The sequence below is a fragment of the Streptococcus sp. 20925_1_22 genome, assembly GCF_041431685.1.
Taxonomy (GTDB): domain Bacteria; phylum Bacillota; class Bacilli; order Lactobacillales; family Streptococcaceae; genus Streptococcus.
In genome coordinates, this window is sequence record NZ_JAPVYE010000001.1 from 307,605 (window position 1) to 319,574 (window position 11,970).

Here is an 11,970-nt window from a genome sequence, read left to right on the forward strand (position 1 = left end):
AGAGAGGTGGCAAGATGGTTAAGCTAAAAGGACTCAGGCAGATCAATCCCTATGTAGCAGGGCAGCAGCCCAATGAGCCAGACATGATTAAGCTCAATACCAATGAAAATGCTTATGGACCAAGTCCTAAGGTGGCAGAGGCCCTGCAGAACTTTGATGGCCAGGAGTTGCGCAAGTATTCCAGTTTGGATCAGGCGGAGCTCTGTCAAACTTTGGCGGCAAACTTGGGTCTATCACCTGACAAGCTCATTATTGGTAACGGGAGTGACGACATCTTATCCATGGCTTTCCTGGCTTTCTTTAACAGCGGCGAGTCAGTCTTATTTCCGGACTTGACCTATGGTTTTTACAAGGTCTGGGCCGACCTCTACCATGTGCCTTTTCAAGAAATCCCTTTGACAGCTGATTTTGAGGTCCATCCGTCAGATTATTTTGGAGACAATGGCGGTATTATCCTAGCCAATCCCAATGCTCCGACAGGGATTTATCTGCCGCTTGAACAGTTAGAAGAAATTCTGGCGTCCAATCAGGATGTAGTAGTGGTGGTGGATGAGGCTTATATTCACTTTGGCGGCCAATCTGTCCTGCCTATGCTAGAAACCTATCCCAACCTCTTTATCACACGGACCTTTTCCAAGGATGCTGCTTTAGCTGGTCTGCGGGTAGGCTACGGCATCGGTCATCCAGACTTAATAGCTGTAATGAAAGCAGTTAAGGACTCCATCAATCCTTACTCAGTGGATATGTTAGCAGAGCGATTAGCCCTTGCGGCAGTGCAAGACTGGGATTATTATCTCGAGACCGGTAGAGCCATTCAAGAGACCCGAGATTGGTTCGCTGAGGAATTGGCTGTGCTGGATTTCCAAGTCCTGCCAAGTCAGACTAACTTTGTCCTAGCTCAGCCTAGTGGAATCTCTGCAGCAGAGCTTTTCCAGAAGCTAGAGGAGCGTCGAATTTATGTGCGGTATTTTCCAAAAGCAGAGCGAATCAAAGACTTTCTGCGCATCTCTATTGGACGGCGAGAGGAGATGGAAACAGTCCTGGCAGCTATCAAGGAAATTTGCAGCAGCTGAGAGTTTGACTCAAAGGCAGCCAGTGTAAGAATAGAGCAAGAAAGGAAAGTAGCCTATGAATAAAATCACCCTTCCGATTGGCATGCACGATAAGCTTTTCAAGAGGGCGCGCGTGACCTACGAGATTGAGCGGGACATCAGTGATTTCCTGATGGCTCAGGGCTTCAATCGGATTGACACGCCGACTTTGGAGCATTTTGAGGTCTTCAGTGACCATGTGGAGCCCCATCATTATCATCTTTTCGATAAAAAGGGCGAGCTATTGGTGCTGAGGCCAGATGTGACCAGCCAGATTGGTCGGGTTATTGCTTCGACCAGGGTGCATACGCCGACCAAGTTTTCCTATTCGGGCAAGGTCTTTCACTATCAAGAGGAGCTGCGCGGTCTTGCCAACGAGCTCAGCCAAGCTGGTATTGAGATTATCGGCTATCCAGCTCGCGAGGCGGTGCTTGAGGCTATCAAGACAGCCAAGCAGTCGCTGGATTTGGCGCAGGTTAAGTCTTATCAGTTTGAGTTTTCCCATGCGGCAATCTTGCAGACCATCCTAGAGAGTTTGGCCTTGGATTCGCAGGAGGAGGCCCAGCTGCTAGATTATATTCGCAAGAAAAATAGGACGGGACTCTTTGAATTCACCCAGACCAGATCGAGTGAATTTGATGATTTTTTACAAGAGCTTCCCTATCTGTTTGGTCCTAGCCAACAGGTTTTAGCTAGGGCTAGAGAGATAGTTGACAACGAGCGGATATTGATGGCTTTAGATGATGTGGAGCAAGTTTTGCGGAGCCTATCAGGCTTGCTGGATCAGACAACCATGGACTTGGGGCAGGTAGCGGCCATGCCTTACTATACTGGCCTTACCTTCAAGGTCTTTGGCGACCGAGTGCCAGATGCCTTTCTATCTGGTGGTCGCTATGACCAGCTTTTCAAGCGCTTCGGGGCAGCAGAGCTGACAGCTATCGGCTGGTCCCTAGACATTGACAGTGTCTATCAGGCCATTCATGATGACCTGCCTGACGAGGGCGGAAAGGGAGGTGATGGCAGATGAGTCAGATTACCATTGCCCTGACCAAGGGGCGGATTGAGGAAGATACGGTCAAGCTCTTGACCCAGGCTGGCTTTGATATGTCCTTCATGGCAGACAAGGGGCGCAGCTTGATTTTTGAAAGCCCCGACGGTCGCTTTCGCTTTCTCTTGGTCAAAGGGCCTGATGTGACGACCTATGTGCGCAATGGAGTTGCTGATCTAGGAATTGTCGGCAAGGACATTCTCTTTGAGCATCCGACCGGCTATCTGGAGCTGCTGGATCTGAACTTTGGCCTTTGTAAATTCTCACTGGCCTCAGTGCCCAGCTATGACCCTCATGATCACAAGCGCAAGCGGATTGCGACCAAGTACCCGACGGTGGCGACTGATTATTTTAATCAAAAAGGGGAAGATGTGGAAATCATCTCCATCCAAGGTAGCGTGGAGATTTCACCGGTGCTGGGTCTGGCGGATGCCATTGTCGATATTGTGGAGACAGGGCATACCTTGTCAGCTAACGGCCTGCTGGTTTTTGAGGACATTTGTCGGGTGTCGGCCCGCCTCATTGCCAATCAGGCTTCCCTGAAAAATAACCCGGATATCATTCCTTTTGTGGCAAAGATTGAATCCCTAGTAGGAAGAAAAGAGGTGGCTTTTAAATGACAATTATCAAGTGTTTAAGTGGAAGTAACGAAGAAATTTCACGGATTTTATACGAAGAGCAGCTGCAGCTTAGTCAGCAGAACTTAGATGTGGAAGAAGCGGTGGCTGAGATTATAGAAACGGTCAAACAAGACGGTGACCAAGCTTTGAGAGACTATACCATGCTCTTTGATAAGGTTGAGGTGACAGATTTTGAGATTGGGCAGGAGCTGATTGACCAGGCCTTTGAGGAGATTGATCCAGAGGTCTTGTCCGCTCTGAAAAATGCCCAAGCTAATATCGAATCCTACCATCGCCAGCAGTTGGAGACTGGTTTTGAGGATAGTCCCAGCGAGGGCGTTATCCGTGGTCAGTTGATTCGGCCAATTGAGCGGGTTGGCACCTATGTACCTGGTGGCACCGCAGCCTATCCGTCCTCCGTACTCATGAATGTTATCCCAGCCAAGATTGCTGGTGTCAAAGAAATTATCATGATTACACCGCCCCAGGAGCATTTTACCCCCGCGATTTTGGTCGCTGCCAAGCTTGCTGGTGTGGATCGAATTTTCCAAATTGGCGGAGCCCAAGGTGTAGCAGCCCTGGCTTACGGAACTGAGACCATTCCCAAGGTGGATAAGATAACGGGACCGGGCAATATCTTTGTGGCTACAGCCAAGAAGATGGTTTATGGTGTCGTGGGGATTGACATGATTGCTGGGCCTTCGGAGATTGGAGTCATTGCGGATTGTTCAGCCAGTCCAGTCTATGTGGCGGCCGACCTTCTGTCGCAAGCTGAGCACGACAAGCTGGCTCGGGCTATTCTGGTGACCGACTCGGAGGAGCTGGCAGACCAAGTCGAAGCAGAGCTGGACAGACAGCTGAAAGAGCTGCCGCGGGAGGAAATCGCGCGTGCTTCGATTGAGAACAACGGCCGCATCATCCTTGCACCTTCTAAGGAAGCTATGTTTGAGCTCATGAATCAGGTGGCACCGGAGCATTTGGAAATTGCCATGGATGATGCTTACAGCTATCTGGATCAGGTTGAAAATGCTGGCTCTGTCTTTCTGGGGCATTATACTAGTGAGCCAATCGGTGACTACTATGCGGGAGCCAATCACGTTTTACCGACAACCAGCACCAGCCGTTTTTCATCAGCTCTGGGTGTCTATGACTTCATCAAGCGCATCCAGTACACCCAGTACAGCCGTGATGCTGTAGGGGCGGCCGACAAGGATATTACCAGTCTGGCCTATGCAGAAGGCCTGCAGGGACATGCCAAGGCCATCGAAGCCCGCAGACAGGAAAAATAAAAGGAGTTGCCATGAGACAAGCTGAAATCAAGCGTAAAACACAGGAGACCGATATTGAACTGGCTGTGAATCTGGACCAACAGGAGCCGGTAGCTATCGAGACCGGTGTCGGATTCTTTGACCACATGCTGACCCTTTTTGCCCGCCACAGTCGGATTTCTCTGACGGTCAAGGCTGAAGGTGACCTATGGGTGGACAGCCACCATACGGTTGAGGATGTAGGCATCGTGCTGGGGCAGGCTCTGCGTCAGGCTTTGGGAGACAAGGCTGGTATCAACCGCTACGGCACTAGCTTTGTGCCTATGGATGAAACGCTGGGTATGGCTAGTCTGGATCTATCCGGTCGCTCCTATCTGGTTTTTGAGGCTGATTTTGACAATCCCAAGCTTGGGAATTTTGATACTGAGCTGGTAGAGGAATTTTTCCAAGCCCTAGCCTTTAATCTGCAGATGAATCTGCACCTGAAAATCCTTCATGGCAAGAACAGCCACCACAAGGCGGAAAGTCTCTTTAAAGCGACTGGACGAGCTCTGCGGGAGGCTATTACGATAAATCCTGAGATTCATGGAGTCAACTCCACCAAGGGCTTGCTCTAGCTTGCCCTTCTGAGTGAAAGGAGTTGATGTAGAGATGATGATTGTTATTGATTATGACGCGGGAAATACTGCCAATGTCCTCCGCGCTCTGGCTCAGGTCGGAGTAGCAGCGCGTCTGTCAGCTGATCCGCAGGAAATTTCGGATGCAGATGGTTTGATTTTACCAGGAGTCGGTGCTTTTCCTGCGGCTATGCAGGAGTTGGAAAGGCGAGGGCTGGCCTCCGTTATCCAGCAGGCTGTGGCTGATGGCAAGCCTCTCTTGGGCATTTGCTTAGGCATGCAGCTCCTGCTGGAGTCTGGATTGGAGAATGGTCAAAGTTCTGGACTGGGCTTGATTCCTGGTGTTTGCCGCCGGATTCCGGACCAGGCTGGTCTGCCTGTGCCCCACATGGGCTGGAATGACTTACAGGTCCAGCAGTCGTCTGCTTTGACAGCTGGTCTAGAGGGCCAGTCAGTTTATTTTGTCCATAGCTACTATACAGATGTTCCGGAAGAGTACTTGGATGTGACGGCTGATTATGGGTTGCCTATCCCAGCCATGATTCACCGAGGATCGGTCTTTGGCTGTCAGTTTCACCCAGAAAAGTCAGGGACTGTCGGTCTCGGTATCCTAGAGAAGTTTAAGGAGTATGTCTATGAAAATACTGCCCGCTATTGATATCAAAGACGGCCAGGCCGTCCGCCTTTTTAAAGGAGATTTTAGTCAGAAGACGGTAGTCAATCCCGATGTCTTGGAGCAAGCTCGAGTTTTCAAAGAAGCCGGTGTTACCATGATTCATGTGGTTGACTTGGACGGGGCTTTAGAAGGTCGGGCGGCCAATCGAGATTTGATTTCCCAGATTAAAGCGGAGACTGGCCTAGCCATCCAAGTCGGGGGCGGCATCCGCAGTCTGGAGCAGATTGAAGATTACCTGGAGGTTGGCATTGACCGTGTCATTATTGGCTCTATGGCTGTTAAAAATCCTGAATTTGTTGAGGCTGCACTGGAGTGCTTTGGAAGCAGCAAAATCGTGATTGGCATTGATGCGAAAGCAGGGCTGGTTGCGACTGAGGGCTGGCTGGAAACCAGCAATCAGGACTATATCAGCCTAGCATTGGCCATGGAAAAAATCGGCGTTCGCCTCTTCGTCTATACGGATGTGGACCGAGACGGGACTCTTACTGGCCCCAATATCCAGCATTACCAAAAATTGCTGGCAGCGCTCAAGGATGCTCAAGTCATTGCCTCTGGCGGCATTCAGTCAGCAGAGGATTTGGAAGAGCTGAAAAAGCTGGGCTTGGCTGGTGCCATTGTGGGCAAGGCCTATTACAGTGGACGAGTTAGCCTAGAGCAGATCAAGGAAGCAGAAAGGGGCTAGCCATGCTGAAAAAACGAATCATTCCCTGTCTGGATGTCAAGGACGGTCGGGTGGTCAAGGGTATCAACTTTGTCAATCTGACTGATGTGGGCGATCCAGTTGATGCGGCCAAGGCTTACTATGAAGCAGGCTGCGATGAGTTGGTCTTTCTGGACATCACCGCCACCCATGAGGAGCGGGACACGACGGTCGAGATGGTCCGGCGCGTGGCGAAGCAGGTTTTCATTCCCTTTACCGTCGGGGGTGGCATTCGCACGGTTGAGGATATGAAGCGGATGCTGCAGGCTGGGGCGGATAAGGTTGCGGTTAATTCCTCAGCATTGGCAAATCCTCAGCTTTTAGCTGACTGCGCTGAGAAATTCGGCAGTCAATGTGTGGTGCTGGCCGTGGATGCTAAGAAAGAAGCGGATGGCAGCTGGCATGTCTATCTGGCTGGTGGCCGCAAGGACAGCGGTCGTGACCTGTTAGACTGGGTTCAAGAAGCTGTCAGTCTTGGAGCGGGGGAAATTCTTTTGACCAGTATGGACAAGGATGGGACCAAGTCTGGTTTTGACTTGCCAATGCTGGAAGCCGTCTCCCAAGTGGCTTCCGTTCCCATCATCGCCTCTGGTGGTGCTGGCAGTAGCCAGCATATCCTAGAAATTTTTGAAAACACTGCAGCGACGGGTGCCTTGGCAGCCTCGATTTTCCATTATGGTCAGGTCTCCATCGCTGAAACCAAAAAAGCCATGCTGGAAGCTGGATTGGAGGTACGCGTCTGATGACAGAAGTGAAGTTAGACTTTCAAAAGCAAGGCGGTCTTATACCTGCCATTATCCTAGACCACACCAGCAAAGAAGTGCTCATGCTGGCCTATCTCAATGAAGAAGCCTACCAGTTGACCTGCACTAGCGGTCAGATGTGGTACTGGAGCCGGTCACGTCAGGAGCTTTGGCATAAGGGAGCCACCAGCGGCCACTATCAAATCGTCAAAAAAATCACAGCTGATTGCGACCAAGATACCCTGCTGATCGAGGTAGACCAGCTGGGAGCTGCCTGCCACACCGGTTCCAAATCCTGCTTTTTCCATACAATCTGGGATGAAGAAGACAGCAAAACTGACTAAAAACTCCCTTGGTTTACTTTAGTACTTGGTTAATGCAAAAATAAAACTAAGACATCAGCCCGCCATTGGAAAGAATTGTATTTTATAGTAAAATAAAGACAGTAACAAGGAGATACTATGCTAGAAAACCTCTATCAAGAAGCCCTCAAACGCAAAAAAGAGCCTAAGGAAGGCTCCTATACAAGCTATCTCTATGACAAGGGGCTGGACAAAATTCTCAAAAAAGTCGGTGAAGAAGCGACAGAAGTGGTCATTGCGGCTAAAAATGCTAACAAGAACGAGATGGCCAATGAGACAGCTGATCTGCTCTACCATCTGGCGGTCGCTCTCGTCGAGACTGGCGTCAGTCTGGAAGAGGTAGAGGCCGTCCTCCAGGCCCGTCAGGGAAAGCAGAGCCGGATTCATGACCGACCTGAAATTGACCATTACTAAAGTGACACAAGATTTGTAGAAAGGCGGTTCAGCATGCGCGACAACCATCTTCATACCTATTTTTCCTATGATTCTGAGGCAGATTTCTGTGACTATCTGGACCATTACGAGGGCGAGATTGTCACCACTGAGCACTATGATTTGTCCAATCCCTACCCTTACGAAGCTGCCTCGCTCCACGATGATGTGCCTGACTATGAGGCCTATTCAGCAAAAATAGCAGAGCTGAACCAGCAATATGGCAACCGCATCAAAAAGGGTATTGAAATTGGCTATTACGCTCCGCGTAAGGACGATATCCTAGCTTTCCTAACGGACAAGGAATACGACCTCAAACTATTGTCTGTCCACCACAATGGCAGTTTTGACTATCTGGAAGAGCCAGTCTTGCAGCTGAATAAGACGGAGTTAATTCCCCACTACCTAAGAGAGCTGGAAGAGGCTATTGAGGCTGTGCCAGCAGATGTTCTAGCTCACTTTGACTATGGTTTCCGAAAATTTGCGCTTACCGTAGAGGAGTTAAGAACTTTTGAACCGCAAATGCTACAGCTTTTTCAAAAGATGATTGACCATGGTCTGGCTTTTGAGCTCAACTGCAAGTCCATGTATCTATATGATCATGAGGAACTTTATATCTACGCTCTTTCGCTAGTCAAGGAGCTGGGCGGCCAGCGCTTTTCAGTGGGATCAGACGGCCACAAGCTGGAGCATTTTCGCTTGCAGTTTGACCGAGTTGCCAAAATCTTAGCGGAGGCTGGCATAGGTGAAGAGCAGTTGATCTAGAAGGAGAAATCATGACCGAGATTAGGTCCTTAAAACCAGAGGAAATCCCGCTCTTAGAGGAATTTCTTTACCAAGCTATTTTCATATCCCAAGATCTAGTGCCGCTGCCTAGAAGTATCTTGAAGGAGCCAGAACTAGAGATGTATATCAAGGACTTTGGTCAGCAGCCAGATGATTGGGCTTTAGCAGCAGAAGTGAACGGCCAGCTGGTCGGAGCTGTTTGGGTTCGCATCATGAAAGATTACGGCTATTATGACGACCGGACTCGTTCTCTGTCGATTTCATTCCTGCCTGAGTTCAGGGGTCAAGGTCTAGGGCAGCAGTTGATGACAGCCATGCTGGACTTGCTCAAGGCCAAAGACTACCCAAGTGTCTCCCTTTCTGTTTCCAAAGACAATCCCGCCGTTGGCTTTTATCAAAGACTGGGCTTTGTCACGGTTGAAGAGAGGGAAGATGATTATTTGATGCTGTGTCAATTGTAGCAAGAGGAAAGACCACCCAAACGAGCGGTCTTTTCACATTATCGTTTGTTCTAGGTGGAAACTCAATTTTGACTAAGTTTTCTCCTTCAAAAGAAAAAAACCTGGAAAAAATCCAGGCTTTTTAGTGACATATGCAAGATTAGTGTGCTACACGTTTGCGAGCTGCTTTTTTACGGTTTTCTTCGATGAAAGCCGCTTTTTGTTCTTCAGGTTCGATGACTTTTTTCTTAACTGCATATACTGCGCCTGCCACAGCAGCAACAGTAGCTGCAACTCCTGTAAGAACGCCTTTTCCAAATCCTTTAGCCATGTGATTTCTCCTTTTCTGAACTTTTATTATTTATGTTATAATTAATAGTAACGAAAAATCAAAATTTTTTCAAGGAAAAAAGATGAAAACCAAGATAATTGTGATAGTGGGACCTACGGCGATCGGAAAAACGGCTCTGAGTATCGAGGTGGCCAAGCGCTTCAATGGCCAAATCATCAGCGGTGACAGCCAGCAGGTCTATCGTGGCTTGGATATTGGCACGGCTAAGATTCGTCCTGAAGAGCAAGAGGGCATTCCCCATCATCTGCTGGATGTGCGGAAGGTTGGAGAAAGCTACTCAGCCTATGATTTTGTGACTGAGGCGGCTCAGGCTATTCGCGAAATTGCGGCTCAAGGTCAGCTTCCCATCATTTGCGGTGGCACAGGGCTCTATATCCAGAGCTTGCTCGAGGGCTATCATCTGGGCGGCTCCGTTTCTCACGAGAAGATTCTGGCCTATCGGGCGCAGCTGGACAGTTGGTCAGATGAGGCTTTGTTTAGGAAAATAGCAGAGCTGGGTATCGAGATTCCTCAGATAAATCGACGCAGGGCTATGAGGACGCTAGAGATTGCTCAGTTAGGTGGTCAACTAGAAAACAATCAACCAGACTATGAAGCCCTGCTGATTTGCCTAGATGATGAGCGAGAGCGACTTTATGAGCGAATCAATCAGCGAGTGGATCTGATGCTAGAAGCCGGACTTTTAGAAGAAGCCCGCAGGTTGTATGAGCAGGCTCCGACCAGTCAAGCCAGCAAGGGTATCGGCTACAAGGAACTTTTCCCCTACTTTGAAGGTCAGATGAGCCTTGAAGAGGCAGTAGACAAGCTCAAGCAGAATACCCGCCGTTTTGCCAAGCGCCAGCTGACTTGGTTTCGCAACCGGATGTCCGTGACCTTCTATCAGGTGGGAAATTCAGACTACAAAAATCAGGTCATGGAAGACATCAGGAAGTTTTTGGACAAGTAGCTGGCTGACCAAGTCTTAGTAAGGATATGAGATGATAGAAACAGAGAAAAAAACAGAGCGTGTCTTTTTGGTCGGTGTAGAGCTGGCAGACACGGAAAATTTTGACCTATCCATGGAGGAGCTGCAAAGTCTAGCTAAGACGGCAGGAGCTGAGGTAGTCGGTTCCTATAGCCAGAAGCGGGAAAAGTATGACAGCAAGACCTTTGTCGGTTCTGGTAAGTTAGAAGAAATCCGGCAGATAGTTGATGCTGAAGAGATTTCGACCGTCATCGTCAATAACCGTCTGACACCTCGCCAAAATGTCAATCTGGAGGAAAGCTTGGGGGTCAAGGTCATTGACCGTATGCAACTGATTTTGGATATTTTTGCCATGAGAGCTAGGAGCCATGAGGGCAAGCTGCAGGTGCATCTGGCCCAGCTTAAGTATCTGCTTCCTCGCTTGGTTGGGCAGGGTATTATGCTCAGCCGTCAGGCAGGTGGAATTGGCTCCCGTGGTCCTGGTGAAAGCCAGCTGGAGCTCAATCGACGCAGTGTCCGCAATCAGATTCATGATATTGAGCGCCAGCTCAAGGCAGTGGAGAAAAATCGGGCTACCGTTCGTGAAAAACGGCTGGAATCCAGTATTTTCAAAATCGGTCTCATCGGTTATACCAATGCTGGAAAGTCTACGATCATGAACTGCTTGACCAGCAAAAGCCAGTATGAGGCAGACGAGCTTTTTGCGACGCTAGACGCTACGACCAAGAACATCAACCTCAGTGGCCAGCTCAATGTCACTCTGACAGACACAGTTGGCTTCATTCAGGATTTGCCGACAGAGCTGGTATCCAGCTTTAAATCCACACTAGAAGAGAGTAAAAATGTCGATTTGCTGGTCCATGTTATTGACGCCAGCGACCCTCATCATGAGGAGCATGAAAAGACCGTACTCGACATCATGAAAGAGCTGGACATGCTGGATATTCCCCGGCTGACTCTCTATAACAAAGCAGACAAGGCGGAGTATTTCACTCCGACCCTGACTCCTTATTCTTTAATTTCGGCTAAGGCGGACAATAGCAGAGCTATTTTGCAGCAAGTCCTACTGGAGCGGATGAAAGAGATTTTCCTGCCTTTTACCATCAAAGTAGCGCCGGCTAAAGCTTACAAGATTCATGATTTAGAGAAAGTCGCGATTATGGGAAATCGAGAATACATAGACGATGTCGAAGTCATTTCAGGCTGGATTGCCGAGAAAAACAAATGGAAACTGGAAGAATTTTATGACTGATTATATTGACTTGGCCCTGAAATACGGCGGTTTTACTAGCCTAGACAGGGTCTACTTAGAGCAAGTATTGGCTGGACTGACAAAGGAGCAGAAGCGTAGCTTCATCACTCCTCCGCCCAGCGTTATCAATGCTTACTTTGCTGAGCTTTATCAAAAGAAAAGTCCGGAAGCCGCAACAGCCTATTTTCTAGAAATTACTCAGGCGCTGGACTTGTGGAATACGGAGCCTAGCTTTGTAGAAAATAAACCTTTTGTACGGCTTAATCTTTCTGGCAAGTCCTATGGATTTTGCTATGAGAGCGAGGAAGTCGGCTTGGTCTTCCCTGAAAAGCCAGAGCCGGTATCAGCTGACTTGCTCTTTGAAATCGCCCAAGTCTTTCCACAGTACTTGGTTTACGAAGAAGCTGGGAGAATAAAAATGGTACCTCTCAATGCTGAGTCTCAAGTCGTTAATAGTCAGGAGTTGACTGCTTTGACCGATTGGCAGCAGCTAGCTGATGGCAGCCAGAGAGTTCTGGGCTACAATCAAGATGAAGTCAGTCAGCTGGCTCAGTCCTATTCTGGCAGGAAATACTATCACTCGCAGAATCGCTCTGCTATGATTTATATCATTTAGAAA

General features: G+C 48.9%; 16 protein-coding genes. 15 read left to right on the forward strand and 1 reads right to left on the reverse strand.

What is annotated here, in order from left to right; translation table 11 throughout:
* Positions 1 to 14: 14 nt before the first annotated feature.
* The 12 genes from hisC to O3621_RS01600 all read left to right on the forward strand — a co-directional run bounded on the left by hisC (position 15) and on the right by O3621_RS01600 (position 8,804).
* Positions 15 to 1,073: a histidinol-phosphate transaminase gene (gene hisC / locus O3621_RS01545; protein WP_371513401.1), complete on the forward strand. Its 1,059-nt coding sequence runs from the start codon at positions 15 to 17 to the stop codon at positions 1,071 to 1,073.
* A gap of 55 nt (positions 1,074 to 1,128) precedes the next feature.
* Positions 1,129 to 2,118 carry an ATP phosphoribosyltransferase regulatory subunit gene (locus tag O3621_RS01550; RefSeq protein ID WP_371513402.1) on the forward strand — a complete coding sequence of 330 codons (990 nt, stop codon included), beginning with the start codon at positions 1,129 to 1,131 and terminating at the stop codon, positions 2,116 to 2,118.
* Complete coding sequence (gene hisG / locus O3621_RS01555) at positions 2,115 to 2,759, forward strand: ATP phosphoribosyltransferase (protein ID WP_371513404.1); 645 nt, start codon at positions 2,115 to 2,117, stop codon at positions 2,757 to 2,759. Before O3621_RS01550 ends, hisG begins: the two co-directional genes overlap by 4 nt.
* Positions 2,756 to 4,048, forward strand: a complete 1,293-nt coding sequence (gene hisD / locus O3621_RS01560) for a histidinol dehydrogenase (protein ID WP_371513406.1) — start codon at positions 2,756 to 2,758, stop codon at positions 4,046 to 4,048. Before hisG ends, hisD begins: the two co-directional genes overlap by 4 nt.
* A gap of 11 nt (positions 4,049 to 4,059) precedes the next feature.
* Entirely contained in the window at positions 4,060 to 4,644 is a 585-nt protein-coding gene (gene hisB, locus O3621_RS01565; RefSeq protein WP_002912765.1) for an imidazoleglycerol-phosphate dehydratase HisB, read from the forward strand.
* A 34-nt stretch (positions 4,645 to 4,678) separates the two neighbouring features.
* Complete coding sequence (gene hisH, locus O3621_RS01570; RefSeq protein WP_371513409.1) at positions 4,679 to 5,302, forward strand: imidazole glycerol phosphate synthase subunit HisH; 624 nt, start codon at positions 4,679 to 4,681, stop codon at positions 5,300 to 5,302.
* The gene (gene hisA, locus O3621_RS01575; protein ID WP_371513411.1) at positions 5,280 to 6,002 is read left to right on the forward strand and encodes a 1-(5-phosphoribosyl)-5-[(5-phosphoribosylamino)methylideneamino]imidazole-4-carboxamide isomerase; all 723 of its coding nucleotides are present in this window, start codon (positions 5,280 to 5,282) and stop codon (positions 6,000 to 6,002) included. The genes hisH and hisA overlap by 23 nt, the downstream gene beginning before the upstream one ends.
* Positions 6,003 to 6,004: 2 nt before the next feature.
* Positions 6,005 to 6,763: an imidazole glycerol phosphate synthase subunit HisF gene (gene hisF / locus O3621_RS01580; protein WP_371513413.1), complete on the forward strand. Its 759-nt coding sequence runs from the start codon at positions 6,005 to 6,007 to the stop codon at positions 6,761 to 6,763.
* A complete protein-coding gene (gene hisI / locus O3621_RS01585) occupies positions 6,763 to 7,107 on the forward strand; it encodes a phosphoribosyl-AMP cyclohydrolase (RefSeq protein WP_371513415.1) in 345 nt (114 codons plus the stop codon). The genes hisF and hisI overlap by 1 nt, the downstream gene beginning before the upstream one ends.
* Before the next feature lie 117 nt (positions 7,108 to 7,224).
* Positions 7,225 to 7,539, forward strand: coding sequence for a phosphoribosyl-ATP diphosphatase (hisE, locus tag O3621_RS01590; RefSeq protein ID WP_371513417.1), 315 nt, complete (start codon positions 7,225 to 7,227; stop codon positions 7,537 to 7,539).
* A 33-nt stretch (positions 7,540 to 7,572) separates the two neighbouring features.
* Positions 7,573 to 8,322: a hypothetical protein gene (locus tag O3621_RS01595; RefSeq protein WP_371513419.1), complete on the forward strand. Its 750-nt coding sequence runs from the start codon at positions 7,573 to 7,575 to the stop codon at positions 8,320 to 8,322.
* An 11-nt stretch (positions 8,323 to 8,333) separates the two neighbouring features.
* The gene (locus tag O3621_RS01600; RefSeq protein ID WP_371513420.1) at positions 8,334 to 8,804 is read left to right on the forward strand and encodes an N-acetyltransferase family protein; all 471 of its coding nucleotides are present in this window, start codon (positions 8,334 to 8,336) and stop codon (positions 8,802 to 8,804) included.
* Positions 8,805 to 8,943: 139 nt separating this feature from the next.
* Here O3621_RS01600 and O3621_RS01605 read toward each other — a convergent pair whose 3' ends face one another.
* Positions 8,944 to 9,114 (reverse strand): DUF3042 family protein, encoded by a 171-nt coding sequence (locus O3621_RS01605; RefSeq protein ID WP_002895160.1) that lies wholly within the window; start codon positions 9,112 to 9,114, stop codon positions 8,944 to 8,946.
* Positions 9,115 to 9,196: 82 nt separating this feature from the next.
* Here O3621_RS01605 and miaA point away from each other — a divergent pair, with 82 nt between their 5' ends.
* The 3 genes from miaA to O3621_RS01620 are packed head-to-tail and all read left to right on the forward strand — an operon-like array spanning position 9,197 to position 11,967.
* Positions 9,197 to 10,081, forward strand: coding sequence for a tRNA (adenosine(37)-N6)-dimethylallyltransferase MiaA (gene miaA, locus O3621_RS01610; protein ID WP_371513422.1), 885 nt, complete (start codon positions 9,197 to 9,199; stop codon positions 10,079 to 10,081).
* A gap of 31 nt (positions 10,082 to 10,112) precedes the next feature.
* Positions 10,113 to 11,351 (forward strand): GTPase HflX, encoded by a 1,239-nt coding sequence (gene hflX, locus O3621_RS01615; RefSeq protein ID WP_049541726.1) that lies wholly within the window; start codon positions 10,113 to 10,115, stop codon positions 11,349 to 11,351.
* Positions 11,344 to 11,967, forward strand: a complete 624-nt coding sequence (locus tag O3621_RS01620) for a cystathionine beta-lyase (RefSeq protein ID WP_185761247.1) — start codon at positions 11,344 to 11,346, stop codon at positions 11,965 to 11,967. The genes hflX and O3621_RS01620 overlap by 8 nt, the downstream gene beginning before the upstream one ends.
* Positions 11,968 to 11,970 lie beyond the last annotated feature (3 nt).